Origin of the sequence: Thioclava sp. GXIMD4215 (assembly GCF_045291555.1) — a bacterium.
Classification (GTDB): Bacteria; Pseudomonadota; Alphaproteobacteria; order Rhodobacterales; family Rhodobacteraceae; genus Thioclava; species Thioclava litoralis.
This window is the reverse complement of record NZ_CP149515.1, coordinates 142278-169050: the sequence shown is the minus strand read 5'-3', so window position 1 is coordinate 169050 and position 26773 is coordinate 142278. Positions and strand designations below refer to the sequence as shown.

Annotated in this window: 29 protein-coding genes; 12 read left to right on the top strand and 17 right to left on the bottom strand. The window is 61.1% G+C overall.

Annotated elements, in window-relative coordinates:
- Positions 1–9 precede the first annotated feature (9 nt).
- Entirely contained in the window at positions 10–1308 is a 1299-nt protein-coding gene (preA, locus tag WDB86_RS00780; protein WP_406736311.1) for an NAD-dependent dihydropyrimidine dehydrogenase subunit PreA, read from the bottom strand.
- A 3-nt stretch (positions 1309–1311) separates the two neighbouring features.
- Positions 1312–2655 carry an NAD(P)-dependent oxidoreductase gene (locus WDB86_RS00775; protein ID WP_406736310.1) on the bottom strand — a complete coding sequence of 448 codons (1344 nt, stop codon included), beginning with the start codon at positions 2653–2655 and terminating at the stop codon, positions 1312–1314.
- 266 nt (positions 2656–2921) lie between these two features.
- Between WDB86_RS00775 and accB the strand changes: the two genes are divergently transcribed.
- Positions 2922–3413 carry an acetyl-CoA carboxylase biotin carboxyl carrier protein gene (gene accB, locus WDB86_RS00770; protein ID WP_339107657.1) on the top strand — a complete coding sequence of 164 codons (492 nt, stop codon included), beginning with the start codon at positions 2922–2924 and terminating at the stop codon, positions 3411–3413.
- Positions 3414–3423: 10 nt separating this feature from the next.
- Positions 3424–4770 carry an acetyl-CoA carboxylase biotin carboxylase subunit gene (gene accC / locus WDB86_RS00765; RefSeq protein WP_339107658.1) on the top strand — a complete coding sequence of 449 codons (1347 nt, stop codon included), beginning with the start codon at positions 3424–3426 and terminating at the stop codon, positions 4768–4770.
- 90 nt (positions 4771–4860) lie between these two features.
- On the opposite strand, the gene WDB86_RS00760 is transcribed toward accC, so the two are convergent.
- Complete coding sequence (locus WDB86_RS00760; RefSeq protein WP_406736309.1) at positions 4861–5571, bottom strand: hypothetical protein; 711 nt, start codon at positions 5569–5571, stop codon at positions 4861–4863.
- A gap of 72 nt (positions 5572–5643) precedes the next feature.
- Between WDB86_RS00760 and aat the strand changes: the two genes are divergently transcribed.
- The gene (gene aat / locus WDB86_RS00755; RefSeq protein ID WP_406736308.1) at positions 5644–6282 is read left to right on the top strand and encodes a leucyl/phenylalanyl-tRNA--protein transferase; all 639 of its coding nucleotides are present in this window, start codon (positions 5644–5646) and stop codon (positions 6280–6282) included.
- Here the strand turns inward: aat and WDB86_RS00750 are convergent.
- From WDB86_RS00750 to uraH, 5 genes are all read right to left on the bottom strand, one after another.
- Complete coding sequence (locus WDB86_RS00750) at positions 6246–6629, bottom strand: DUF2155 domain-containing protein (RefSeq protein WP_406736307.1); 384 nt, start codon at positions 6627–6629, stop codon at positions 6246–6248. The genes aat and WDB86_RS00750 overlap by 37 nt on opposite strands.
- An 8-nt stretch (positions 6630–6637) precedes the next feature.
- Complete coding sequence (locus tag WDB86_RS00745) at positions 6638–7012, bottom strand: NADH:ubiquinone oxidoreductase subunit NDUFA12 (protein WP_339107662.1); 375 nt, start codon at positions 7010–7012, stop codon at positions 6638–6640.
- Positions 7013–7144: 132 nt separating this feature from the next.
- On the bottom strand, positions 7145–8410 hold the full coding sequence (gene clpX / locus WDB86_RS00740; RefSeq protein ID WP_339107663.1) for an ATP-dependent Clp protease ATP-binding subunit ClpX: 1266 nt from the start codon (positions 8408–8410) through the stop codon (positions 7145–7147).
- 126 nt (positions 8411–8536) lie between these two features.
- A complete protein-coding gene (locus tag WDB86_RS00735; RefSeq protein WP_339107664.1) occupies positions 8537–9166 on the bottom strand; it encodes an ATP-dependent Clp protease proteolytic subunit in 630 nt (209 codons plus the stop codon).
- A gap of 257 nt (positions 9167–9423) precedes the next feature.
- Complete coding sequence (gene uraH / locus WDB86_RS00730) at positions 9424–9780, bottom strand: hydroxyisourate hydrolase (RefSeq protein WP_339107665.1); 357 nt, start codon at positions 9778–9780, stop codon at positions 9424–9426.
- A gap of 159 nt (positions 9781–9939) precedes the next feature.
- Here uraH and puuE point away from each other — a divergent pair, with 159 nt between their 5' ends.
- From puuE to WDB86_RS00710, 4 genes are all read left to right on the top strand, one after another.
- Positions 9940–11355: an allantoinase PuuE gene (puuE, locus tag WDB86_RS00725; RefSeq protein WP_406736306.1), complete on the top strand. Its 1416-nt coding sequence runs from the start codon at positions 9940–9942 to the stop codon at positions 11353–11355.
- Positions 11355–12188, top strand: coding sequence for a bifunctional allantoicase/(S)-ureidoglycine aminohydrolase (locus tag WDB86_RS00720; protein WP_406736305.1), 834 nt, complete (start codon positions 11355–11357; stop codon positions 12186–12188). Before puuE ends, WDB86_RS00720 begins: the two co-directional genes overlap by 1 nt.
- Positions 12188–12670, top strand: a complete 483-nt coding sequence (locus WDB86_RS00715; protein ID WP_406736304.1) for an ureidoglycolate lyase — start codon at positions 12188–12190, stop codon at positions 12668–12670. Before WDB86_RS00720 ends, WDB86_RS00715 begins: the two co-directional genes overlap by 1 nt.
- A gap of 239 nt (positions 12671–12909) precedes the next feature.
- On the top strand, positions 12910–13461 hold the full coding sequence (locus tag WDB86_RS00710) for a VOC family protein (RefSeq protein WP_339107668.1): 552 nt from the start codon (positions 12910–12912) through the stop codon (positions 13459–13461).
- Between the two features lie 67 nt (positions 13462–13528).
- On the opposite strand, the gene WDB86_RS00705 is transcribed toward WDB86_RS00710, so the two are convergent.
- A complete protein-coding gene (locus tag WDB86_RS00705; protein ID WP_406737061.1) occupies positions 13529–14725 on the bottom strand; it encodes a deoxyguanosinetriphosphate triphosphohydrolase in 1197 nt (398 codons plus the stop codon).
- A gap of 89 nt (positions 14726–14814) precedes the next feature.
- On the opposite strand from WDB86_RS00705, the gene WDB86_RS00700 reads away from it, so the two are divergent.
- The 5 genes from WDB86_RS00700 to WDB86_RS00680 all read left to right on the top strand — a co-directional run bounded on the left by WDB86_RS00700 (position 14815) and on the right by WDB86_RS00680 (position 18572).
- The gene (locus WDB86_RS00700; protein WP_339107669.1) at positions 14815–15147 is read left to right on the top strand and encodes an iron-sulfur cluster assembly accessory protein; all 333 of its coding nucleotides are present in this window, start codon (positions 14815–14817) and stop codon (positions 15145–15147) included.
- Between the two features lie 140 nt (positions 15148–15287).
- Positions 15288–15827 (top strand): NYN domain-containing protein, encoded by a 540-nt coding sequence (locus tag WDB86_RS00695; protein WP_406736303.1) that lies wholly within the window; start codon positions 15288–15290, stop codon positions 15825–15827.
- Between the two features lie 30 nt (positions 15828–15857).
- A complete protein-coding gene (locus WDB86_RS00690) occupies positions 15858–16289 on the top strand; it encodes a phosphohydrolase (RefSeq protein WP_339107671.1) in 432 nt (143 codons plus the stop codon).
- Entirely contained in the window at positions 16286–17092 is an 807-nt protein-coding gene (xth, locus tag WDB86_RS00685; RefSeq protein ID WP_406736302.1) for an exodeoxyribonuclease III, read from the top strand. The genes WDB86_RS00690 and xth overlap by 4 nt, the downstream gene beginning before the upstream one ends.
- 61 nt (positions 17093–17153) lie before the next feature.
- Complete coding sequence (locus tag WDB86_RS00680; RefSeq protein ID WP_406720994.1) at positions 17154–18572, top strand: hypothetical protein; 1419 nt, start codon at positions 17154–17156, stop codon at positions 18570–18572.
- Positions 18573–18627: 55 nt separating this feature from the next.
- Here WDB86_RS00680 and proB read toward each other — a convergent pair whose 3' ends face one another.
- The 8 genes from proB to WDB86_RS00640 form a co-directional block, all read right to left on the bottom strand.
- Entirely contained in the window at positions 18628–19770 is a 1143-nt protein-coding gene (gene proB, locus WDB86_RS00675; RefSeq protein WP_406737060.1) for a glutamate 5-kinase, read from the bottom strand.
- Between the two features lie 11 nt (positions 19771–19781).
- Positions 19782–20813, bottom strand: a complete 1032-nt coding sequence (gene obgE / locus WDB86_RS00670; RefSeq protein ID WP_406736301.1) for a GTPase ObgE — start codon at positions 20811–20813, stop codon at positions 19782–19784.
- 137 nt (positions 20814–20950) lie between these two features.
- Positions 20951–21973: a GNAT family N-acetyltransferase gene (locus tag WDB86_RS00665; RefSeq protein WP_406736300.1), complete on the bottom strand. Its 1023-nt coding sequence runs from the start codon at positions 21971–21973 to the stop codon at positions 20951–20953.
- Between the two features lie 3 nt (positions 21974–21976).
- On the bottom strand, positions 21977–22516 hold the full coding sequence (locus WDB86_RS00660) for a GNAT family N-acetyltransferase (protein ID WP_339109524.1): 540 nt from the start codon (positions 22514–22516) through the stop codon (positions 21977–21979).
- Positions 22517–22783: 267 nt separating this feature from the next.
- Complete coding sequence (gene rpmA, locus WDB86_RS00655) at positions 22784–23053, bottom strand: 50S ribosomal protein L27 (protein ID WP_339107676.1); 270 nt, start codon at positions 23051–23053, stop codon at positions 22784–22786.
- Positions 23054–23071: 18 nt separating this feature from the next.
- Entirely contained in the window at positions 23072–23455 is a 384-nt protein-coding gene (rplU, locus tag WDB86_RS00650; RefSeq protein WP_406720996.1) for a 50S ribosomal protein L21, read from the bottom strand.
- 184 nt (positions 23456–23639) lie between these two features.
- Entirely contained in the window at positions 23640–24743 is a 1104-nt protein-coding gene (locus tag WDB86_RS00645; protein WP_339107678.1) for a histidine kinase dimerization/phosphoacceptor domain -containing protein, read from the bottom strand.
- Between the two features lie 127 nt (positions 24744–24870).
- Positions 24871–26694 carry an ATP-binding cassette domain-containing protein gene (locus WDB86_RS00640; protein WP_406736299.1) on the bottom strand — a complete coding sequence of 608 codons (1824 nt, stop codon included), beginning with the start codon at positions 26692–26694 and terminating at the stop codon, positions 24871–24873.
- Positions 26695–26773 lie beyond the last annotated feature (79 nt).

Below are 26773 nucleotides of genomic sequence, written 5' to 3'. Positions count from 1 at the left end.
CCCCTTCCTTTATTCCGCCGCCTGAGAGGCGGGATTGTTGGGATGGGTCGTCCAATTCGCATAGGCTGCGACCTTGCGCCCCGTGCGGGGATCAACCTCGCCCAATTCCAGCTCGCGCATGGTGATGCAATCCACCGGACAGACATCCACGCAAAGATTACAGGCCACGCATTCCTCGTCTTTCACCGAATAGACACGGTCTTCAGACACGGCGATGGCCTGGTGGCTGGTGTCTTCGCAGGCCGCATAGCAACGCCCGCATTTGATGCAATCGTCCTGATTGATCTCGGCCTTGGTGACATAGTTGAGGTTGAGATACTGCCAGTCGGTCGTATTGGGCACCGCGCGGCCCACCAGATCCTCGATCGAGGTGAACCCTTTCTCGTCCATATATTGCGACAGCCCCGAGATCATCTCCTGCACGACCTTGAACCCATAGGTCATCGCCGCCGTGCAAACCTGCACATTGCCCGCCCCCAGCGCCATGAACTCGGCGGCATCGCGCCAAGTGGTCACGCCACCGATGCCAGAAATCGGCAGGCCTGCGGTTTCGGGGCTACGCGCGATTTCCGCTACCATATTCAGCGCGATCGGCTTCACCGCAGGGCCGCAATAGCCACCGTGGCTACCCTTACCGTCAATCGTGGGTTGCGGCGCGAAACTGTCCAGATCGACAGAGGTGATCGAGTTGATCGTGTTGATCAGGCTCACCGCATCGGCACCGCCACGTTTGGCGGCCTCGGCGGGTTTGCGGATATCGGTGATATTGGGGGTCAGCTTCACGATCACCGGCTTGTCGTAATACTGTTTACACCAGCGGGTGACCATCTCGATGTATTCCGGCACCTGCCCCACGGCCGAGCCCATCCCGCGTTCGGCCATCCCATGCGGACAACCGAAGTTCAGCTCGATCCCGTCAGCGCCGGTTTCCATCACCCGCGGCAGGATCGCCTTCCATGCCTCTTCCTCGCAGGGCACCATGATCGAGGCAATCAGCGCACGGTCGGGATAGTCCTTCTTGACGCGGGTCATCTCGTCGAGATTGGTCTGCAGGTCACGGTCGGTGATCAGCTCGATATTGTTGATCCCCAACACGCGACGATCGGCCCCATAGACCACGCCGTAACGCGGGCCCGACACATTGACCACCGGCGGGCCTTCCATGCCCAAAGTCTTCCAGACCACCCCGCCCCATCCGGCCTCATAGGCACGGCGGACGTTATATTCCTTATCGGTCGGCGGTGCAGAGGCCAGCCAGAAGGGATTGGGGGATTTGATACCGAGAAAATTGCTCGACAGATCGGCCATGTCTCAGCCCTCCATCAGGAAAGAGTGAATATCTTCAGCCGCATCGCGCCCTTGCGCGACCGCCGTCACGGTCAGATCCTCGCCCGCATGGGTGCAATCGCCCCCCGCCCAGACACGCGCCATGCTGGTGCGGCCGATGCCATCAGTGATGATCTTGCCACCTGCCACTTTGACCTCTTCGGGCGTGTCCCCCAGCGTCTGGCCGATCGCCTTGAAGCATTGATCCGCGCTCAGCCGGAAGGTGTCTTCGGTCACCTCAAGCCCCTCAGGGCCCGCCTTGGTATAGGCGAATTCCACCTCGCGCACCGCTCCATTGCCGATAATCCCCACAGGGGCGGCATGTTCGATGATCCGCACGCCTTTCGAAAGCGCCAGATCCTGTTCAAAGCCCGAGGCCGGCATCTCGGCCCGCGAGCGGCGATAGACGATGGTCACATTCAACGCGCCCAGCAGTTTCGCCTGCACCGCCGCATCCACCGCTGTCATGCCGCCGCCGATCACCACCACATCGCGACCAATCGGCAAAGCGGCCAGATCGGATGCCTGACGAAGGTCAGCAATAAAATCGGTTGCCGGAAGAAGGCCGTCTTTCTCTTCGCCCGTCAGACGCAGCGCATTCACCCCCGACAGGCCCATGCCAAGGAAGACCGCATCATAGTCCTCCAGCAACTCGGCCAGATCGCCATCACCCGCACGGCCCAACATCCAGTTTTCCACCAGAGTGATCCCGCCGATCTGCATCAGCCACGCGACTTCCTTCTGCGCGAAATCATCCGGCGCCTTGTATGAGGCAATGCCATATTCATTCAGCCCCCCCGGCTTGCGGCGCGCATCATAGATGGTGACCTCATGGCCCTTCATCGCCAGCCGATGCGCACAGGCCAGACCCGCAGGCCCTGCCCCCACCACGGCCACCGAACGCCCCGTGATGTCGGCGCGCACATAGGGGTGGCTCTGCTTGGCCATCAGCGTATCGGTCGCATGGCGCTGCAACAGCCCGATCTCCACCGGCTTGCCCTCCGCCGTCTCGCGCACACAAGAGCCTTCGCACAGGTTTTCCGTCGGGCAGACACGCGCGCACATGCCGCCCAGGATATTGCTATCAAAGATGGTCTTGGCCGCAGCCTCGGGAGTGCCGGTCGACACCTGACGGATAAATAACGGAATGTCGATCGAGGTCGGACAGGCCGTCACACAAGGCGCATCATGGCAGAAATAGCAGCGATCTGCCGCCACCCGTGCCTCATGCCCATCGAGCGGCGGATGAAGATCGGTAAAATTGGCCCCAAGAGCCTCCGGATCAATGCGCCCCGCCACTATTCCGGCTGTGAGCTGGCTGTTGGACATGATGTCCTCCCTGCTTGCGTCTTTTTTCCACAGTGCCACCGAAAATTTTTTTATCAAATGGTAAAATATAGGAAGTGCCGAAAAAACTGATCATTGCCCAAGAACAGATCGATGACCCTCTCTGTGCCGTGATTTTCAGCACCCCCCGAACGGCTCTTGATGCTTTTCACTGCGCTATACCTGGCGTATAAGCACGGCCAGAACGCCTGTGGACAAGGAACATTGGCATTCTTGACAGGCCACAACACGCACCTTTCGAGGACCCTATGAGCAATAATATCCGTGAAACCGATGTCGCCTTCATTCAGGCGCTTGCCGAGCTGCTGAATACAAACGATCTGGCCGAAATTTCGGTCACCCGTGAATATGGCGAAGATGACAGCCTGAAGGTGCGCGTCTCGAAACAGTCGACTGTTGTGACCCAGATCGCAGCTGCGGCACCTGTTGCGACGCCCGCACCTAGCGCGGCCCCTGCTGCCGCCGCTCCTGCCGCTGCACCGGCCAGCGAAGACCTCGCCGCCCATCCGGGGGCTGTGACCTCGCCGATGGTCGGCACCGCCTATCTGTCGCCCGAACCGGGGGCTGCCGCTTTTGTCACCGTTGGCGCGCAGGTCAAGGAAGGCCAGACGCTGATGATCATCGAAGCGATGAAAACCATGAACCACATTCCCGCCCCGAAAGCAGGGACCGTGAAACGCATCCTGATCGATGATGCGCAGCCGGTCGAGTTCGGCTCGCCCTTGATGATCATCGAGTAAGGCCGGACCCATGTTTGACAAGATCCTTATCGCGAACCGGGGCGAAATCGCGCTACGCGTGATCCGTGCCTGCCGCGAGATGGGCATCGCCTCTGTCGCTGTCCACTCGACCGCCGATGCCGATGCCATGCATGTGCGCATGGCCGATGAATCGGTCTGCATCGGCCCGAACCCCTCGTCCGAAAGCTACCTGAAGGTCAGCCAGATCATCGCCGCCTGTGAAGTCACCGGCGCGCAGGCGATCCATCCGGGCTACGGGTTCCTCTCGGAAAACGCGGGCTTCGTGCAGGCGCTGGAAGATCACGGCATCACCTTCATCGGCCCCTCGGCGGAACATATCCGCATGATGGGGGACAAGATCACCGCCAAGGAAACCGCGAAACGTCTCGGCATTCCGGTCGTGCCGGGTTCGGCCGGTGGCGTGCCCGATATCGAAACCGCGCAGGCCGTGGCCAGCGAAATGGGCTTTCCGGTGATCATCAAGGCCACCGCAGGCGGCGGCGGGCGCGGCATGAAAGTCGCGACCTCGCTCGAAGATCTCGAAGTCGCTTTCCGCACCGCCCGTTCGGAAGCCAAAGCCGCTTTCGGCAATGACGAGGTCTATATCGAGAAATATCTCGAAAAACCGCGCCATATCGAAATTCAGGTCTTTGGCGACGGCAAGGGCCGCGGCGTCCATCTGGGCGAGCGCGACTGCTCGCTCCAGCGCCGTCACCAGAAAGTGCTCGAAGAGGCCCCCGGCCCCTGCATCACCCCGGAAGAGCGTGCCCGTATCGGCAAGATCTGCGCCGATGCGATTGGCGAACTGGGCTATGCCGGTGCCGGCACCATCGAATTCCTCTATGAGGATGGCGAGTTCTATTTCATCGAGATGAACACCCGCCTGCAGGTGGAACACCCCGTCACCGAGGCCATCTTCGGCGTCGATCTCGTGCGCCAGCAAATCCGTGTGGCCGCAGGGCTCGGCATGGAGTTCACGCAGGACGATCTCAAGATCAACGGTCATGCCATCGAAGTGCGGATCAATGCCGAACGCATCCCCAACTTCGCCCCCTGCCCCGGCAAGGTCACGGCCTTCCATGCGCCAGGTGGTCTGGGCGTGCGCATCGATAGCGCGCTTTATGCGGGCTACAAGATCCCGCCCTATTACGACAGCCTCATCGGCAAGCTGATCGTGCATGGCGCCGACCGTCAGGAGGCACTGGCCCGCCTGCACCGCGCGCTTGGCGAAATGATCATCGACGGTGTCGATACCACGATCCCGCTGTTCAACGCCCTGCTGGAAGAACCCGATATTCAGGCCGGCAACTACTCGATCCACTGGCTCGAGAAATGGCTGAAAGCCAAATACGCATAACGGCAAACCGCGTCCGAGACGCTGCCACATGCTCCAGAAAAAGCAGCAAGGCCGCCGATCAGGCGGCCTTTCCTTTTGGCAAACGGCGCCTCAGACGGTTTTCGGGCGCAGCAAGCAGCTATAGCGCCGCTTCTCGCCCTTGCGGTAGTAATCCCCGACATGCTCCCGTTGCGCCACGGGCAGCCCCTCCCAGTCCAGCCAGTCGATATCAAAGCCCTGCACCTCGGCAATCAACTCCATCGCCTTGCGCGAGGGAATGCCGATGGCCGTCACCTCCTGCCCCTCGAACTGGGCAATCGCGTTCAGGTCCTTATGGGTCCGCTCGCGCTGGAGCGCGATCACCGCCCCCGGACGGTCCAGAAATTCGCTATCCACCACCACCAGTTTCGGCCCCAACTGACGCACCAGATCGAACAGGCGCATATGGTCCATCACATGGTAAAGAATGCCCAGAACCCCAACCACATCATAGCGTTGCCCCGCCCCAATCTCGGCCTGCATTCCCGCAAAGAGATCGCCACATTTCAGGCTGACCTTCTTCTTCAGATGCTCGCGCGGAAACTCGGCGAAGCGGTCGATCAGGCTCTGGCGCCCCTCGATCCCCACCACCTCTGCGGCCCCTGCCGCGGCAAAGGCATAGGCCCAACGACCGTCATGGGCCGCCAGATCCAGCACCCGCTTGCCCGCGATCTCCTCCGCCAGCGGTTTGATCACCATCTTATGGCGGGCATTCATTCGGGCCACAGTTCCGGGATCTTCGGAATATCGATCAATCTCCGGCAAAAAATCAAAGAAACCCATGATTTGCGCTCGCCCCCAATTCGGTCCATTCTCGCACTAGGCAGACCCTAAAAGGATAATACGGGCAAGAAAATGGCACAAACGCTAACAGCCGAGCTCCTTCTGAGCGGCTATGCAAATGGCATCTTCCCGATGGCCGAAAGCCGCGAGGATCCGCGCCTGTACTGGTTCGAACCCAAGCTGCGCGGCGTGATGCCGCTTGAGGGCTTCCACCTTTCCCGTTCGCTGGCCCGAGAGATCCGCCGCATGCCCTATCATATCAGGGTCAATCACGCTTTCCATGCCACGGTCGAAGGATGCGCCGACCGTGACGAAACATGGATCAACGCGCAACTGTTCGACCTCTATGACCAGTTGCACAGCCACGGATTCGCCCATTCGATGGAGGTCTGGGAGGGAAAGACGCTGGTGGGTGGGCTGTTCGGCATCACCCTCGGGGGCGCGTTTTTTGGCGAATCGATGTTCTCGCGTCGCACCAATGCCTCGAAAATCGCGATCGCCTATGTGGTTGACCGCCTTCGTCTATCTGGCTTCACATTATTTGACACACAATACCTGACGCCGCATCTGGCCAGCCTTGGCGGGATCGAAATTCCCCGCGAAGCATATCGCGCAGAACTGGCACGGGCTTTGGAAAGCGAGGGCGATTTCACAAAACGCCCCCTGCCCTCGGGTCAGGAATTGGTGCAGCGGATGACCCAGACATCGTAACGCTGATTGTCGAGCGCCGAAAGCGCAGGGCTCGACGCGATCATCCAGCCCGAAAACGCCTGTTTATTGGTCTGATTGTCGAAAATGGTCAGATGTGCGAACGCATTCGAACTCGGATCTTCCGAAGGGTAGCGGCATTCGTTCAGAGTCACCTTCAACGTGCCATAGGTCACGCTCTGGCCGGTTTTCAATGCAATATCCGAAGCGATGCCATTGATCTTGTCGAGCCCGCGCAGCTGCGCCCCCGAGGCATCGGCAAGGCCGGTCATAACACCGCTTTCCTGCGCATACACAGCCGCTGGCAGGATGGCCATCACCGCCACGGAAAGAAACTTGAAGATACGCATGGATCAGATCACTCGGGCTGCCATGCCTCGTAGTCGTGACGCTCGACCGGCATCACGCGACGAAGCGACCCTGCAGGCGCATAAGCCGCAGGCGTCCCGGTGAGGTTTTCCTCATGCGGTTTTTCCCAGGTCTTATGGATCATCGGACGTTCGGTCGGCGGCTCTGCAAAGGTGTGATGCAGCCAGCCATGCCAATCGGGCGACACGCGGCTTGCCTGGCTCTCGCCATTATAGATCACCCAGCGACGCTTGCCGTCCTTGGTCTGGTAAAAGATGTTACCTTGCTCGTCTTCGCCGACTTTCTTGCCATTGCGTGCCGACCAGATGCGCGTATTGAGCGTCTGACCATTCCACCATGTCAGAATCTGAAGCAGGGTTTTCATCTTATTCCTCCGCAGGCTGTCTCAGCCCCTTATATCGCAGCGCACGACAAGGTCCAGTGCGCAGATAGGCTTTGCGACCGATCCCGTGGTCACGAAAACGCCGCCCCGAAAGAACGGAGCGGCGCAAGGATCTTAGCTCGCAGAGCTGCCCTCTTTCTTGGCATCTGCATAAATCAGAAGCGGCTTGGCACTGGCTTGAGTGACCGCCTCTTCATTGACCACCACTTCGTTCACGCCATCCATGCCCGGCAGTTCGAACATCGTATCCAGCAGGATATCCTCGAGGATCGACCTCAGGCCGCGTGCACCGGTTTTCCGCTCGATCGCGCGTTTCGCAATCGCCGACAGCGCATCTTCGGTGAAGGACAGGTCAACGCCTTCGATCTCGAACAGACGCTGGTATTGCTTGACCAGCGCGTTTTTCGGCTGGGTCAGAATGATGACCAGCGCATCCTCGTCGAGATCGGTCAGCGTTGCAATCACCGGCAAACGCCCCACAAATTCGGGGATCAGCCCGAATTTCAGCAGATCTTCCGGCTCGAGCTCGGCAAACAGCTCGCCCACGCCACGGTCATCGTTGTTCTTTACATCGGCGCCAAAGCCCATGGCCGAACCTTTGCCGCGCTGCGCGATGATCCGGTCGAGGCCCGCGAATGCGCCACCACAGATGAACAGGATGTTCGTGGTATCCACCTGCAGGAATTCCTGCTGCGGGTGTTTGCGCCCCCCTTGCGGCGGGACCGACGCCACGGTGCCTTCCATGATTTTCAGCAGCGCCTGCTGCACGCCCTCGCCCGACACATCGCGGGTGATCGAGGGGTTGTCGGATTTGCGGGTGATCTTGTCGACCTCGTCGATATAGACGATGCCGCGCTGCGCCCGCTCGACATTATATTCCGACGCCTGCAGAAGCTTCAGGATGATATTCTCGACATCCTCACCGACATAGCCGGCTTCGGTCAGCGTGGTCGCATCGGCCATCGTGAAGGGCACGTCCAGAATGCGCGCCAGCGTCTGGGCCAGAAGCGTTTTACCACAGCCGGTCGGACCGATCAGCAGGATGTTCGACTTCGACAGTTCGATATCCTGTTTCGACCCGTGGTTCAGACGTTTGTAATGGTTGTGCACCGCGACCGAAAGAACGCGCTTGGCCTTTTCCTGACCGATGACATAGTCATCCAGTACCTTGCAGATATCGCGCGGCGTCGGCACGCCTTCGGAGGATTTCAGCCCCGCCGATTTCGTCTCCTCGCGGATGATGTCCATACAAAGTTCAACGCATTCATCGCAGATGAATACAGTCGGCCCGGCAATCAGTTTCCGGACCTCGTGCTGGCTTTTGCCGCAGAAGGAACAGTAAAGGGTGTTCTTGCTGTCGGAGCCTGTAGTGTTCGCCATGATATCCCTCTGCAGTAACGGCCGGGCGGGTCCGGTCCTTTTGGGCGGCGGGCCACCCGCAAACAAAGTCTAGGGCAGCCCGACCGTCATGCCAATGTCAAATTACCTCTCCCGGTTAAGGGAGGGTCACTTCTTGTCTTCGGTTTTCCCGCGATTTTCGAGAATTTCGTCGATCAGACCCCAGTCTTTGGCCTGCTCTGCCGACATGAAATTATCGCGTTCAAGGGCCGCTTCGACGGTCTCGTAGTCATTGCCGGTATGCTTGACATAGATCTCGTTGAGGCGGCGTTTCAGTTTTGCCGTTTCCTGTGCGTGGATCATGATATCGGTCGCCTGACCCTGATAGCCACCGGACGGCTGGTGGACCATCACGCGCGAGTTAGGCAGCGAGAACCGCATGTCTTTTTCGCCTGCCGTCAGCAGGAGCGAGCCCATCGAGGCCGCCTGACCGATCACCAGCGTCGAGACCTTCGGCTTGATGTATTGCATGGTGTCATAGATCGACAGACCTGCCGTCACCACACCGCCGGGGCTGTTGATATACATCGAGATCTCTTTCGACGGATTCTCGGCCTCGAGGAACAGAAGCTGCGCACAGATCAGGGTGGCCATGCCATCATGGACCGGACCCGACAGGAAAATGATGCGCTCTTTCAGAAGGCGCGAGTAAATATCGTAGGACCGCTCCCCGCGCGAGGTCTGTTCGACCACCATCGGCACGAGCGTGTTCATATAGGTATCCATCGGGTCTTTCATGGAAATCTGCCCTTCCCTGTCATTAGTCAGACATGTCTAACGCCAAAATCGTTACTTGAGTCTTATGATCGCGCACCGTCCTTCGCAAGGGACGTTCACGGTTTGCTCAGCGTATTGCGAAGAAATCTCCTCGATTTTGCATAAGATTGTTCGTTTCTCTCCACACAGATCGCCAAACCGCTTTGAGACACTCGCTCCGCGCAATCCGCGTTTGTATGAAATATTTTTCGCACTTTCGATCAGAGCTGCCCCGCCTGCTAGCTGCCGCGATAGGTCGACATGCCATAGGGCGACACAAGCAACGGCACATGGTAATGTGACTTTGCGTCATTGATCCCGAAACGGATCGGCACGATGTCCAGAAACAGCGGCTCGCCCCCTGCTTGGCCGGTTGCGCGCAGATAGTCCCCCGCATGGAAGACCAGCTCGTAAATCCCCGTGGCAAAATCCGCAGCGGGGAGAATCGGCTGGTCCGTGCGCCCATCGGCATTGGTGCGCATCCGCGCCAGTTCAACGCGTTGCTCACCCGCAAGACGAAACAGCACCACCTCCAGCCCCTGAGCAGGGCATCCCCGCGCTGTGTCCAGAACATGTGTGCTCAGATAGCCTGACATGCGATCGCTCCGTCTCGAACCCTATATAGCCCTGCAAGATTGGCCCGAGCGGCAAGGCAGCGCAAGCCGATCATGCCCTGCCACCGCAATTCCCTGAGCGCGCTCTTGAAGTTGCCGCATTTTGGGCTTTTGATCGGACCTAAGACAGGAGAGATAAAAATGGACCGGTATCCCAGAAACATGCGCGGCTACGGTCGCGACGCACCCGATGCACACTGGCCGGAAGGGGCAAAGCTCGCGATATCGCTCGTGCTCAATTACGAAGAAGGCGGCGAGAACAACATCCTGCATGGCGATGCCGCATCCGAGGCGTTTTTGTCCGATATCGCAGGGGCCGCGCAATGGACCGGCCAGCGCCATTGGAACATGGAATCGATCTATGAATATGGCGCGCGTGCGGGGTTCTGGCGGCTGCACCGGCTGTTCACCCGCCGGAACCTGCCGGTGACCATCTATGGCGTGGCCACGGCGCTGGCCCGCAGCCCCGAACAGGTCGAGGCGATGAAGGAGGCGGGGTGGGAAATTGCCAGCCACGGGCTGAAATGGGTCGAACACAAGGACATCCCGCCCGAAGAGGAAGCCCGCCAGATCACCGAAGCCATCCGCCTGCATACCGAGGTCGTGGGCACCCCGCCCAAGGGCTGGTATACGGGGCGCTGCTCGGCCAATACCGTGGCGCTGACCGCCAAAACCGGCGCATTCGACTGGATCTCGGACACCTATGACGACGACTTGCCCTATTGGCTGACGCTCGAGGGGCGCGACCAGCTGGTGATCCCCTACACGCTGGAAGCCAATGACATGCGCTTTGCCACAGCCCCCGGCTATATCGAGGGCGAGCAGTTCTTCCAGTATCTCAAAGACACATTCGACACGCTCTATGCCGAAGGCGTGGCCGGTCAGGGCAAGATGTTCTCGATCGGGCTGCATAACCGGCTGATCGGGCGTCCGGGCAAAATTGCGGGGCTCACACGGTTTCTCGACTATGCGCAAAGCCACGAGGGCGTGTGGTTTGCCACCCGTGGCCAGATTGCCGCGCATTGGGCCGCCACCCATCCGCCGGTCCACAACCCCCGCCCGAGCGAGATGACACAGGATGAATTCGCCACCCGCTTTGGCCGAATTTACGAGCATTCGCAATGGATTGCGGGCCGCGCTTGGGAGCTGGAGCTGGGCCCTGCCCATGATTGCGCGGCAGGGGTGGCCTCTGTGCTGGCGCGGATCTTCCGCACCGCAGGCCACGAGGCGCAACTGGCCGTGCTGCGCGCCCATCCCGATCTGGCAGGCAAGCTGGCACAGGCCAAACGCCTGACCGCCGAAAGCACCTCCGAACAGGCCAGTGCGGGCCTTGATACGCTGACCGATGACGAACGCGCGACCTTCCAGCAGCTCAATGCCGATTACGTCGCCAAATTCGGCTTTCCCTTCATCATTGCCGTGCGCGACCACAGCAAGGCCTCGATCCTTCAGGCTTTCCACACCCGCCTCACCCATGACGCCGAGACCGAATTCACCGAGGCCTGCCGACAGGTCGAACGGATCGCGCGCCACCGTCTCAACGATATGGATATCTGATGAGTTCTTCCTATTACGCCCCGCCGGGTGGTCTGCGTGACCAGAACACCCGTACTGTTGATCGCGCGGTTTTCACCGAAGCCTATGCCTTCCTGCCCGCCCATACGCTGTCAGATATCACCACCTCCTACCTGCCGGGATGGGACAAGGCCCGCGCATGGGTTCTGGCCCGCCCCATGTCGGGCTTTGCCGAAACCTTCGCGCAGCTGATTGTCGAGATCGCTCCGGGTGGCCATGCCACCAAACCCGAGCCGGACCCCGATGCCGAGGGCGTGGTTTTCGTGCTGTCGGGCCGCCTTGACCTGACGCTCAAGGGCACGCACCATGATCTCTCCGAGGGCGGCTATGCCTTCCTTGCCCCGAACGAGGACTGGTCACTTGCCAATGTCTCCGCGGCACCTGTCACTCTGGTCTGGATACGCAAGATCTGGACCCCCGCCGAGGGCATTGCCAAACCCGAAAGCTTCGTGACCTCGGACCAGCAGACAGCGGCGCGCCCGATGGCGGGCACCGAAGGCAAATGGGCCACCACCCGTTTCGTCGAACCCGACGACATGCGCCACGACATGCATGTCAACATCGTCACCATCCAGCCGGGGGCAACGATTCCCTTTGCCGAGACCCATGTGATGGAGCACGGGCTATATGTGCTACAGGGGCGCGGGGTCTATCTGCTGAACAAGGACTGGGTCGAGGTCGAGGGCGGCGATTTCATGTGGCTGCGCGCCTTCTGCCCGCAGGCCTGCTATGCGGGCGGCACCCAGCCCTTCCGCTACCTCCTGTATAAGGACGTCAACCGCCACATGCCCTTGCGCGGAATGCTGGGGCGCTGATGGATATTACCACCGAACCGCTTAACGCCGAAGCCTTCGCCCCTTTTGGCGATGTCCTGTCGGCGGAGGGAGCGCCCGACCGTCTGATCAATGCCGGCAAATGTGGCCGCTATCATGATCGCGCCGCGCTCAGTTTCTTCGAAGGCCGCGCGGGTGTGTCGATCTTCAAGGCCGAACCGCGCAGCCTGCCCTATGAATGCGACCTGCTCGAGCGCCATCCTCATGGCAGCCAATGCTTTATCCCGATGTCGGAACATCCTTTCCTGATCATCGTGGCTCCCGATCTGGGCGACCGCCCCGGCAGCCCGCGCGCTTTTGTGACAAACGGCGCGCAGGCGATCAACTTCCACCGCGGCATCTGGCATGGTGTGCTGACGCCGCTGGCCGGTCCGGGGCTCTTTGCGGTGGTCGACCGCATCGGGGACGGCAAAAACCTTGAAGAAGTAAGGATCGCCCCGCCCTTCCGCGTGCGGACCAGCTAGAAGCAGCGCTTCCCCAAACCGGCACGGGCCTGCCCTTATCTGGGCGGTCCGGGGGGCACAATCTTCGGGGCCCTCTGTGCGGTCCCGAAGCCCCCCTGCTATGGCCGATGGCCGCCCCCAATTCCCCAAGAACAGAGATACGGCCCCGCAATGTGACGCAGCGGAAAAGACGCCTTTGATTGATCTTGCGCGCAAAGGACCAAGATCCTGTCTTAACGGATAAATCTGGAGGGATCACAATGCGCTGGCGCGGAATAAACCATGTCGAATTTTCGGTTCTCGATTACGATGCCTCGGTCGCCTTCTATGACCGCATGTTCGGCTGGCTGGGATATCGCTGCTTCTGGACGCTCGATATCGGGTATCGCTCGACCTATTACATGGCGCGTTTTCCCTTCCCGCATAGCTATATCGGGCTGCAACCCGCCAAATCGGGTGGCAAACTTTCGCATGAAGCTCGCGCGACGGGCATCCATCACATCGCGCTCTGGGCCCGCAACCGGCGCGAGGTGGACGCGTTCCATGCGGAATTTCTGTGCCCGAACGCTGTCCCCGTGACAGATGCGCCCGCAGAATATCCCGTCTATTCACCGGGGTATTATGCGGTATTTTTTGAGGACCCGATCAACGGTATTCACTGGGAACTGGCGCATATTCCGCGACTGCCGTCTTTGGGCGCATGGAAACGCTTCCGTCAGGCGGTGAAAGAGCAAGAAAAGCAGCACCCCGAATGGGGCGGCTCGGCCATGAAACAGGCCGAACGCCCCCTGCCCGGAAGAACCGGGCGATAAAACACCATCGCGCCTGTGACATCAGGCAAACGGGGGCTCCGGGTGAACGGGGGAGCCCCCCATCACCTTAAAGATCCGGATCGATCAGCCGGTGATATTCCTGAATGGCGAAACGGTCGGTCATGCCCGCCACATAATCGAGCACCACCCGCGCCAAGAGGATTTCGGCATCCCCCCCCGAGGCCAAGGCCTTGCCCACATCGCCCTGCCAGTCAGACGGAAGCTGCTGCGGGTTTTCCATGAAAAACGGGAATAGCCCGTTGACCATCGTCGTCACCCGCTTGCGCTCGACCACCACGGTCGGGGCGCGATACATGCGGGTGAACAGGAAGCGCTTGATCGCCTTGAGGTTCTGGTAAAGCGGCTTCGAGAAACGGATGATCGGCCCCTCCATCGAGCGGATATCGTCCACCGTCTCGGGGCGCAAAGATTCCAGCCGGTTCTGCGCCACCGCGATCACATCCTCGACCATCACACCAAAGACACGGCGCAAGGCCTCGTGCTGGCGACGCGAGCGGTCCAGCCCCGGATACAGCTTGTCGACCGCCGCGAAACACTCGCCGATCACCGGCAATTCGCACAGGTCATCCTCGGTAAACAGCCCCGCCCGCAAGCCGTCATGCAGGTCATGGTGGTTATAGGCGCAATCATCGGCCACCGCAGCCACCTGTGCCTCGGCACTGGCATTGGACGCCAGTTCCAGATCCCACATCGCATCGACTTCGGCCAGTGCGTAGGGCAGATCCTCGCGCCGCGCGACCGTATGGCTGCCGCCACGATCCGAAATCACCGGACCATTATGTTTGGCAATGCCTTCAAGGGCTTCCCATGTCAGGTTCAGCCCGTCGAAATCGGCGTAATGGCGTTCAAGCTTGGTCACGATGCGCAAGGCCTGCGCGTTATGGTCGAAGCCGCCATAGGGCGCCATCAGCTCGTGCAGCGCATCCTCGCCGGTATGACCGAAGGGCGGATGCCCCAGATCATGCGCCAGTGCCACGGTTTCCGCCAGATCGGTGTTCAGCCCCAGATGGTTGGCAATCGTGCGCGCCACCTGCGCCACCTCGATTGTATGGGTCAGACGGGTGCGGTAATAATCGCCCTCATGTTCGACAAACACCTGGGTCTTATGTTTCAGCCGCCGAAAGGCCGAAGAATGGATGATCCTGTCGCGGTCCCGTTGAAACGTGGTCCGGAACGTGGAATAGTTTTCCGGAATAAGTCTCCCCCGAGTCTTCTCGGGATGGCAGGCATAGGGCTTGAGCACGGCAACCTCTTCTTGTCGCGGCATATAAGACATCCTATATCCCCTAGCCTAGGGAAGAACAGGCCCCAACGGGCAGAAAGCGTGTGAAAATGCTGCAAATTCCGCCAAAAGTCACCGAGCGCGCCTTCGCGCGACTGGCAGAAATCAACGAAGATGCCGAGACCCCGCGCGCCCTGCGTGTGGCCGTTGAGGGCGGCGGCTGTTCGGGCTTCCAATATGACATCAAGCTCGAAGAGCAGGCCGCCGAAGATGACCTGATCCTGCAAGGCGCGGGCCAGCGCGTGCTGATCGACCCCGTCTCGCTGCCGTTTCTGGAAAACGCGGTGATCGATTTCACCGACGAACTGATCGGCGCGCGCTTTGTGGTCAACAATCCCAATGCCGTATCCTCCTGCGGCTGCGGGATTTCCTTCTCCATGTAACATGCCACAGGCCGCGCCCGTTTCGTCATGACCGGCGCGGCCTGCGACCTTTTTGAAAGCCGCCCATGCGGATCCCTGATATACTTCTCGCCGGATCGGCAGCCGCTGCCGCCTGCGCCTTTTTTCTGGATCAGCCAGATTTGCTGGCCCTCTGCCTGATTTCCTCGCTCGCGGCACTTTATCTGGTGCTAAGGGTCCGCAATTTCCGGATATCGAAGCCACCGCGCCAGTGGCAACTGCGCCGCAAAGCCCCCGCACCCGCCCCGCACAGGGATCTGCGCGGACAGAAGCCCATCCTCATCGACGGCTCCAACGTCCTGCATTGGCGCAAGAACCTGCCCGAGCTGACCGCCCTGCAACGGGTTCTGGCACGGGCCAAAGCCGCCGGTTACGCGCCCCTCGTGATCTTTGATGCCAATGTGGGCTACAAGCTCTCGGACCATTACATGGGGCCAGAAGAGCTTGCGCCGCTGCTTGGCCTGCCCCCCAGGCGGATACAGGTTGTTGATAGCGGCCTGCCTGCCGACCCCGAAATCCTGCGTCAGGCCACACGGCTTGGTGCAAAGATCATCACCAATGACCGTTATCGCGACTGGCTCGACCAGTTTTCCCACGCCAAGCGCAAGAATGTCCTGATCCGCGGCCATTTCCGCGGCGGGCGACTTGTGCTTTCTCTCTGACCAGAGTCAGCCATCCACACCGGACACCCGATGCAGCTCGAAACCGCGATCCGTATTGCCGCACTGGCCCATAAGGGCCAGACCGATAAGGGCGGCGCGCCCTATATCCTGCATCCTTTACGGGTGATGCTGGGGGCCAAGGACCATGACAGCCGCGTGGTGGCCGTGCTGCATGATGTGGTCGAGGATAGCGACTGGACGCTCGCGGCGCTACGCATCGAAGGGCTGAGCGACCTTCAGGCCACAGCCCTCGATGCGCTGAGCAAACGCATGGGCGAGCCCTACGAGGCCTTCGTTCTGCGCGCCGCCGCCCACCCGATTGCGCGGGTCGTCAAGCGCCTCGACCTCTTGGACAATCTGGATCTGTCGCGTATTGCTCATATCGGGCCGGAAGACAGGCAGCGGATCGCCCGCTATCATGCCGCGCTCAAGATGCTGGACCAGAGCGGAGACAGGCCATGAAAATCGCGACCTTCAATATCAATGGCGTCAAGGCCCGTATCAATGCGCTGGTGGACTGGCTGAAAGAGGCCGATCCCGATGTCGCCCTGCTGCAAGAGATCAAATCCATCGACGAGGCCTTCCCCCGCGAGATCATCGAGGATCTGGGCTATCGCGTTGAAACCCACGGGCAGAAAAGCTTCAACGGGGTGGCGATCCTGTCGAAACTGCCGCTAGAGGACATCACCCGCGGCCTGCCGGGTGATGACAGCGACGAACAGGCCCGCTGGATCGAGGCGACCGTGATCGGCGAGCGCGCGGTGCGGGTCTGCGGGCTGTATCTGCCCAATGGCAATCCGGTGGAGTTCGACGCCGAGGGCGCGCCGGTTGCCGAAGGCAAATACGGCTATAAGCTGGCATGGATGGCGCGGATGCAGGCCCGCGCGACCGAGCTGCTGGCGCTGGAAGAGCCGCTGGTTCTAGCGGGCGATTACAACATCATCCCGCAGGATGAGGATGCCGCCAAACCCGAAAGCTGGCAAAAGGACGCGCTGGCCCTGCCCGAAAGCCGCGCCGCCTTCCGCCGCATCCTGAACCTTGGCTTCACCGAGGCCTTCCGCGCCCGCACCCAAGGCCCCGGCCATTACTCTTTCTGGGATTACCAAGCGGGCGCATGGGCGCGCAATAACGGCATCCGCATCGACCACCTGCTCCTGAGCCCGCAAGCCGCCGACCTGATGACCGACTGCCAGATCGACCGTGACATCCGTGGCCGCGAGAAGCCTTCGGACCACGTGCCGGTCTGGATCACCCTCGACGCCTGATCCGCACCTTTTCCCCTGTCTGCGTCTAAGACCCGCTTCCCGTTTCGAAAGGACCCCGCCTATGGCAACGAGCTTCGAGCAGCTCAAACAGACCACATTGCTGGATCGGGCCATCGGGGTCATTCTGGGCCTGATCATCCTTTGCACCATTCTGGCCAACTGGGAGATCTTCGCCTTTGCCGCGCCCGTCGCGAAAGTCCTGAGCGTCATTGCCGTGCTGGCGCTGACACCTTCGGTCAAGAATTCGCGCCGGATCTTCGTGGTGGTGGCGCTGGCACTATGCGCCTATGCGTTCCTCTTCTATCCCACACCCTGGGCGGTGATCTCGGAGGCGCTTGGCCGTGCGAGCTTCATCATCGCTTTTTTCTCGGCTCTGGCCACATTGCGCCATGTGGCGGGGATCTCGGAAAAAATCACCCGCGCGGCGGTCTATCTGGCCAGCCAGCCTCCCGGACGGCGCTATAGCGCGCTGACCATCGGCACACAGGCCTTCGCCCCGATGCTGAACTACGGCGCGATCTCGCTTCTGGGGGGCATGTCGCGTGCCTCCTCAGACCGCGAACCCGACCCCGAAATCCGCAAAATCCGCATACGCCGCATGCTGCAAGCGGTCCATCGCGGCTTTGCCGCCAGCCTGTGCTGGTCTCCGCTGGGCTTTGCGATGGTGATCTCGACCTCGATCGTACAAGGGGCGGAGTTGAACCATATCATCCTGCCCGCCCTCGTGTCTTCCGCGATCCTGATCGGGGTCGGCTGGGCGATGGACCAACTGTTCAAGCCGGTGATCCCGCAAGGCCATCACGCAACCCCGCTGCGCGACAGTATGCCCACCACCGCCCGCGATCTTCTGCCGGTGCTCTGGCTGATCCTGCTGATCGCGATCCCCGCTGTCATTCTGGATCTGACCGCCGGATTGCCCGCTGCCATGTCCGTCCTGATGATCATTCCGCTGCTCTCTGCGGGCTGGCTGCTGATCGGGGCCCCCAGACGCACGCGCCTCAACCATGCGGTGCTGCACGCCTGCGAATTCGGCTTCATCGAGCTGCCCTCCTATCGCAACGAGATCGTTCTCCTGTCGATGGCGGGGTTTATCGGCTCGTCTGCGGGCACCATGCTTGCGCCAATCGTTGCGGGAAGCGGGCTGGATCTGGCGGCGATGCCGGTCTGGCTGCTGCTGATCCTGCCCATCGTCCTGATCCCGATCGGCGGGCAGTTGGGGATGAACCCCATCCTGTTCGTCTCGCTTTTCGGGCCGCTGCTGCCGACACCGGAGGCGCTTGGCATCTCGCCCACCGCGATGGTGCTGTCGATCACGGCAGGATGGTCGCTTTCGGGGGTCACCTCGCCCTTCACAGCCTCGGTAATGCTTGTGGCGCGGCTGGGCGATGTGACGCCCGCGACCGTCAGTCTCAGATGGAACGGTGCCTATAGCGCCGTCTGTGCGGTGATGCTTGCGCTCTGGCTGATGTTCTGGATCTGATCGAAAAAGCGCGCGACTTTGGCCGCGCGCTTTTCGTATCTGGTTATTGCCTGACTTAAGTCAGCGAAACCATATCATCGCGATGGATCAGCGCCGCCCGTCCGGGATAGCCCAGAATCTCGGCAATTTCCTGCGACTTATGCCCCGCGATCGCGCGCGCCTCGGTCGAGGTATAGCGCACAAGCCCCTTGGCCACGATCTGCCCGTCCGGCGCAAGAATGGCCACCGGCTCGCCGCGACCGAACTCGCCCGAGACCCGCGTCACCCCCGCAGGCAACAGCGATTTGCCATGCGATAGCGCCTGCACGGCCCCTTGATCGACATGCATCTGGCCTTGCGGTTTCATGCCCGAAATCCAGCGCTTGCGCGCCACACGCGGGTCCCCCTCGGGGAGGAACCAGCTCGCCCTTGCCCCCTCTTCCAGCGCCAGAAGCGGGCGTGCAACGAAACCGTCCATGATGGCCATCGCACATCCGCCCGCCACAGCCACTTTCGCGGCCAGCAGCTTGGTCTTCATGCCGCCTTTCGAGACACCAGAGATGGGGTCGCCCGCCATCGCCTCGATTTCGGGGGTGATATGCGGCACGACTGGAAAATGTTCGGCGGTCGGGTCGGTCTTGGGGTTGGCGGAATAGAGCCCGTCGACATCCGACAGAAGCACCAGATGGTCCGCCCCGATCGTCACCGCAATCGACGCGGCCAGACGGTCATTATCGCCAAAGCGGATCTCGTCCGTGGCGACCGTATCGTTTTCATTCACAATCGGCACGACGCCCAGCGACAGCAGGGTTTCCAGCGTCGCGCGCGAATTCAGATAACGGCGACGGTTGGCGGTATCGTCCAGCGTCATCAGGACCTGCGCGGTGGTCACCCCATGCGGCGCAAGCATTTCCTGATAGCCCTGCGCCAGCCGGATCTGTCCGACAGCAGCGGCCGCCTGCGACTGCTCCAGCGGCAGATCACTTTGGGGCAGTCGCAGGATGCGGCGGCCAAGCGCGATCGAGCCCGAGGACACCAGCACCACATCGGTGCCCTGCCCCCTGAGCATCGCCACATCCTCGGCCAATGCCTGCAACCACTCCGCCCGCAGACCGGCCTGATCGACCAGAAGCGCCGAACCGATCTTGATCACCACCCGCTTGGCCTGCGACAGGCGCGGGCTTTGTGCGGCGGTTGACACGCTGGGGGCACCTGCCATCCGGCCCGCAATCAGGGTTGCCACGATCCGTCCTCGCCATCACCATTGCCACCGCGGTCTTCCACGATCTGCGCCCAAAGCGCGCGCAGCACGGTATCCACGTTTTTCTTGGCCACGCTGGACATCAGATAGACCTTGCCGCCCACGGCCTCTTCCAGCTCGGCCTTGCGCTCGGCCAAGGTCTCCTCATCCAGCGCGTCGATCTTGTTGAGAACGGTCACGCGGGGTTTATCGAACAACGCCTCGGAATAGGCTTCCAGCTCGCCCACGATGGTCTGCCAATCCTCGACCACGGTCTCGGAGGTGCCATCCACCAGATGCAGAAGGACCGAGCAACGCTCGACATGGCCCAGAAACTGGTCGCCCAAGCCGCGGCCCTCGGAAGCGCCCTCGATCAGACCGGGAATATCGGCCATCACGAATTCGCGTCCGTCCACGCCTACGACGCCAAGGTTCGGCACCAGCGTGGTGAAGGGGTAATCCGCGATTTTCGGGCGCGCATTCGACACTGTGGCAAGGAAGGTCGACTTGCCCGCATTCGGCATGCCCAGAAGCCCCGCATCGGCGATCAGTTTCAGACGCAGCCAGATCGTGCGCTCCACCCCTTCCTGACCGGGATTGGCCTTGGACGGCGAACGGTTGGTCGAGGATTTGAAACGCAGGTTGCCCCAGCCGCCATTGCCCCCCTTGGCCAGCAGGATACGCTGCCCGACCTCGGTCAGGTCGGCAATGACCGTCTCTTCATCCTCTTCGATAATCTCGGTGCCGACCGGCACTTTCAGCACGATATCATCGCCATCCTTACCGGTGCGCTGGCTGCCCATACCATGCTGACCGGATTTGGCGAAAAAGTGCTGTTGGTAGCGGAAGTCGATCAGCGTGTTCAGCCCTTCGACCGCCTCGACATAGACCGAGCCACCCTTGCCGCCATCGCCCCCGTCAGGGCCACCGAATTCGATGAATTTCTCGCGACGGAAAGACACACAGCCGGCACCGCCGCCGCCGGAACGGATATAGACTTTGGCGAGGTCGAGAAATTTCATCGGGCTGTTCCTTCGGGTTGCAGCAGTTTCGGGCGTGATGTGGCGTTGATACCAATGGCACGGGATACGCTGCCTGCGCCTGCGGATCAAGGTGGGAAGTGGGGCGCGCGGCCACAGCTTGGGGATATTTGCGAAATTCAGGCCGCGGGGTCGGGCGCCTCATAGTCCAAGCCCCAGTCCGGTGCAGGGGCAGCGCGCTGCGCCGACGTTCCCGAACCGGTGCCGGTCACACGGAAGCCCGCCTTTTCCAGCACATGTCGCGAGGCAGGGTTGTCGCAAAACACCCGCGCCGTCAGTTGCCGCAGCCCCCAAGTTTCAGACAGCCAGCCGATAAACCCCTCTAACGCTTCGGACATCAGCCCCCGCCCCGCCTCCGCCGGATCAAGGAAATAGAAAATAGCGGGGCACGCGCCCTGCCCCACCCCGATCGAGCCAACGAACCGGCCCTGATGGCGCAGCGCAAGACGGCACGGACGCGCGCCCTGCCAACGGGCTTCGGCCAGAAAGGCGCGTGCCTGCGGCAGTGTCCAATCGGCAGGAAACCGTTGCAGCATCCGCCCGATAGACGGACAGGTCACGAGCCGGTGGAAGGCCACATCATCCTCGGGACGGAGCGGGTCGATCCGCAGGCGCGGCGTGCGGATCTGTGGAACAAAGCGCCGCGCCCAGCCTGCGCGGTCAAGGCGCAGGGGCTGATGCGGGCGCAGGTCCGCCCATGCCACGCTCGGCCGCCTGTCTGCCGGACCATCCTCGACAAACCCGAGCCCGTAAAGAATTCTGGCAGATGCATGGTTGCCGATAAAATAGCCCGCTTTCAGATGATCCACCTGCGGGTCGGCAAAGTGGCAGGCCACAAGATGCAGCGCCGCCTCCTGAATATACCCCTTGCCGCGCGCGTGCGGCGCGAGCCAGTAGCCAAGCTCGCCCACCATCCCGATCATACCGGCAAAGCCCGCGCCATCCTCGATGGCCCAGACCTGCTTGTCCTGACTGCGCGCCACGAATTCCTGTGCATCGGACAGACGATAGGGGTGCGGCACCCGCCCCAGCCAGCGCGCTGTTTCGAACCCCGAAAGCGCGGAGACAATGGCAGGCACATCCGCCGGAGATAAGGGGCGCAACCTCAGGCGCGCCGTATGGACATGGCGCGCCAGAAGCATGGCTCAGTCCATTTTCCGCAGATAAGTCCATGTCGGCACCGAGGCATTGCGCGCCACGGACCAGCTTTCGGCATCCCCAAGATATTCGAAACCGGCATTGGTCAGGACACGGCCCGAACCGGGATTATCCTGAAACACCTCGGCCAGCAGCGTGCGCGAGCCATGCGGATTGGCCGCAACCATCGCCTGCACGGCTTCGGACGCATAGCCCGCATTCCAATAGCCTGCCCCGACCCAGAAGCCGATCTCGGACTGGGTGTCATTGATACGGGTCAGCGACACAATGCCCAACAGCTCGCACGAGCCCTGCGCAGAACCGTCGATCGCCCAGACATCCTCATCGCCCTGTCCCGACAGGATACGCGCGATGAACTGGTCTGACGCCCCCGGCGGGAGCGGATGCGGAATGGCACGGGTTCCGGTAGCGACACGTTTATCCGAAGTATACATGGTCATCAGCCCGGCATCGGACTTGCGCAGCGGGCGCAGGATGAACCTTTCAGCTTCGATCACAGGTTGGTCAGGGATGGCTTCCTGAAACATGTCGTCCTCCGTAATGCCTCTAGTGTAATCCAGTTTCGAGGCGAATTCTGGCAGATAATGTGCCAAGGTAAAAATCGTATAAAGACCTAGCGTCAATTCGCAAAGAAGCGCCGGATGCCGGATCATTTATCGCGTTATGGGCGTTTTGCATTGCATTATGCACAAGGCCCCTCCTCCTCGCGCCAAACGCAAACCCTGCGACACGCAAAAGGGGGACCGGCGGCTGCCGATCCCCCTTCATATTATCCGTGTGACGGGAAGGTCGGCTTACTCGGCCGCCTCCGCAACAGGAAGAACCGAGACGAAGGTGCGGCCCTTGAGGCCCTTCTTGAACTCGATAGTGCCTTCGGCGACAGCAAAGAGGGTGTGGTCTTTGCCCATCATGACGTTATCGCCGGCCCAGACTTTGGTGCCGCGCTGACGCACGATGATGTTGCCCGGGAGAGCCGCCTGACCGCCATAGAGTTTGACGCCAAGACGACGACCTGCGGAGTCGCGACCGTTACGGGACGAACCGCCTGCTTTCTTGTGTGCCATGGGTGGTTACTCCCCTGATTACTTGGTTTCGTGAGCCGCACGACGTGCGACGGCGGTGCCAACAGCTTCTTTCACCGAAGCATCTGCGCCCGAGGCGACGATGTCGGTGACGCGCAGCAGCGTGAGCTTCTGGCGGTGACCACGGGTACGCTGCGACGAGTGCTTACGACGGCGCTTGTGGTAGGTGATGACTTTGTCGGCTTTGATCGAGTCGATGACTTCGGCTTGCACGGCAGCACCTTCAACGAAGGGCGCGCCAACGACAAGCTTGTCGCCGCCAACCATCAGAATTTCATTGAACTGGACTTTATCGCCAGCTTCAGCAGCAATCAGTTCCACGCGGAGCACGTCGCCCGCTTGAACCTTGTATTGCTTGCCGCCAGTCTTGAGGACCGCAAACATCGCGTCTTCCTTTTTGCTTCCGCGTCCTTTGGCCCCTGACGGTGTTGTGGTCCCTCATGGGACCGCCTTCGGACAGCGCGCCCTTTTCAGGGCGGTGACAATGATAAACCCGGCAGACAGAATCACGCCGGGTTGGCGCTGTATGCGTGATCACAGAACAAAAGTCAATCTCCAGATGTCCCGCTCACAAGATCGCCCGACTGGCGCGCGGCTGGAACCGCACGGCAACGGCAAATCCCCGCTCGACGGGCACCTGCTCATACTGCCCTGCCGCCTGCGCAGCCGAGGCCTCCATGATCTGCAATCCCAACCCTTTGCGCGTCACACCGCCTTCGGGAAGACCGATTCCGTCATCGGAAAGCTCCAGACAGGCCTCGTCGGGCGCGATCTGGCGCAACCCCACACGGATATTGCCGCGTCGCCCGTCGGGATAGCCATGTTTGATCGAATTGGCGACGAATTCGTTCACCAGCGTCCCTATAGCGGCAGATTGCTCGGCCACGACGGCCAGATCGCAGGCCTCGCACAGGATACTGACCCGATCCGGCGTCTGCCCCTCGAGATAGCGCGCCACATCCGTCAGATAGCCTCCCAGATTGACCGCAGAACCGCTATCGGAACGATAGAGCTGTTCGTGCAGCATGGCCACGGTCTGGATGCGCCGCTGAATGGCCTGCAAGGCCTCGCGCCCCTCATCGGAAGCCACATTGCGCGCTTTGATCGAGGCCAGCGCCGCCAGCGATTGCAAGGAGTTCTTTACGCGATGATCCACCTCGCCGCGCAACTCGCGCGCCAGACGCAGGGTCCGGCGCAGCTCCAGCCGCGCCATGACCTGATGCGCCATCACCCGCAGGGTCTGACGTTGCAGATCGGTCAGAACACGCGGGCGGTGATCCAGCGCGCACAGGCTGCCAATCGCAAAACCCTCCTTGGTCACCAGCGGCATCCCCGCGTAGAAACGCAGATCGGGGTCCTGCGTGCACAGGCGATTGTCGCGCGTGCGCGGATCAAGCAGGGTATCGCCGATTTCCAGAATATCGTCCTGCAAGACCGTATAGGCACATATGGCGACATCGCGCGGCGTCTCGTCCACATCCAGACCTCGGCGCGCCTTGAACCACTGCCGCTCTTCCGCCACCAGCGAAATCAGCACGATCGGCACGTCACAGACCGCGCGCACGAAATCGACAACCTCATCGAATTCCGCTTCGAATTCGGTATCGACAATATCGTAAGACCGGAGGGCCTGAAGACGGTCGGCTTCGCAGGGATGCAGCGGGGCTTGCATAGGGATCTCGTTCACACAATCCGGAACATGCGCAAGCGCAGGTCCCTCAGAAATTTCAACGTTTTGTGAAATCTAGAAGCGCCTCCGCCGCAAGGCAAGCAGGGAGTAAGCCTCCCCGCTTCACTTTTTATCCCTGCGCCTTTTCTTCCAGCTCCAGCCACTCTTCTTCAGCCTCCGACAGCGCCTGTTGCCGCTCGACCAAAGCCTCCGTGGCTTTCTGGAACTTCACCGGTTCCTTGGCGAAAAGATCGGGGACCGACAGAAACTCTTCCAGCTTGGCAATCTCGGCCTCCAGCCGCTCGATCACCGCAGGTAGCGCTTCCAGCCGATGCTTTTCCGTAAAGCTCAGCTTTGCCTCGGTTTTGGCCGCGACAACCGGCGAAGCCGCAGGCCGGACCGCCTCCCCCGCGGGTTTGATCACAGGCCGGTCCTCGGGTTCGGTTAAGGACCGCTGATGACGGTAATCGCTCCAGCCGCCGGCATAGACCACAGCCCGACCATTGCCTTCCATCGCAATGGTGGTCGAGGCCACACGGTCGATAAAATCCCGATCGTGGCTGACCAGCAAAACGGTGCCATCATAGTCGCCCAAAATATCCTGCAACAGATCCAGCGTCTCGACATCCAGATCGTTGGTCGGCTCGTCCAGCACCAGAAGGTTTGACGGCTTGGCCATGATCCGCGCCAACAAAAGCCGCGCCCGCTCGCCGCCCGACAGCGACTTGATCGGCGCCCGCGCCTGTGCCTCGTCAAAAAGGAAATCCTTCAGATAGGCCACAACATGCTTGGGCGTGCCGCGCACCATCACCTGATCCGAGGCCCCGCGCACCGCCATATCGGGGTCATTCACCAATCCCTCCCACAGCGTCTGCTCGGGATCAAGCGCCGCGCGGGTCTGGTCGAAAATCGCGACCTCCAGATTGGTGCCAAGGGTCACGGTCCCCGCATCCGGCTCCATCTGCCCCATCAACATCTTCAGAAGCGTGGTCTTGCCCACACCATTGGGGCCCACAAACGCAATCCGGTCACCGCGCAGCACCCGCAGATCGAAATCCTGCACGATGGTCTTGCCGCCGAACTCCTTGCACAGCCCCTTCGCCTCGATCACCCGCTTGCCCGACGCCTTGCCCGTTTCGATCTCCATCGCGGCCACGCCCTGACGCTTGATCTGGTTTGATCGTTCCGCGCGCATATCCTGAAGCGCCCGCAACCGCCCCTGATTGCGCTTGCGCCGCGCCGAAATGCCCTCCACGGCCCATTTCGCCTCGACCTTGATCTTCTTGCCCAGCTTGGCCCGCGCCTCATCCTCGGCGGCCCAAACCTCCTCGCGCCATTCCTCGAAATGCTCGAAGCCGCGCTCAAGACGGCGCACCTTTCCACGGTCAATCCACAAAGTGGCCCGCGTCAAAGCCTTCAAAAACGCCCGGTCGTGCGAAATCACCACAAAGGCCGCCTTCGTCGCCTTCAGCTCGGCCTCAAGCCAGCCGATCGCCTCGATGTCCAGATGGTTGGTCGGCTCGTCGAGCAGCATCAACTCCGGCGCCTCCGCCAGAAGCTTGGCCAAAGCCGCACGCCGCCGCTCGCCGCCTGATGCCGTCTCGGGCGAGGCCTCCATATTCAGCTTCAACCCCTCGGCCACCATCTCGACCTTATAGGCCTCGGAAGGATCCAGCCCCGAAGCGGCATACTCCCCCAGCGTCGCAAAGCCAGACAGATCGGGCTCCTGCTCCATATAGCCCACCGAAATGCCGGGCGGGATCACCACCTCGCCATGATCGGCCTCCACCAGCCGCGCCATCACCTTCATCAAGGTGGATTTGCCGGTGCCGTTGCGGCCCACCAAGGCCACACGGTCGCCCTGCTGGACAACAAGATCGAGACCGTCGAACACGGGATCGCCGCCATGGGACAGCGAAATATCGGAAAGCTGTAAAATAGGTGCACGTGCCATGACGCGCAGCTAATCACGCCCAGCCCAAAGGTCAATCACCCTTCACACAGGCCCCCGCTTCCAGCTGCCCGAAATATCC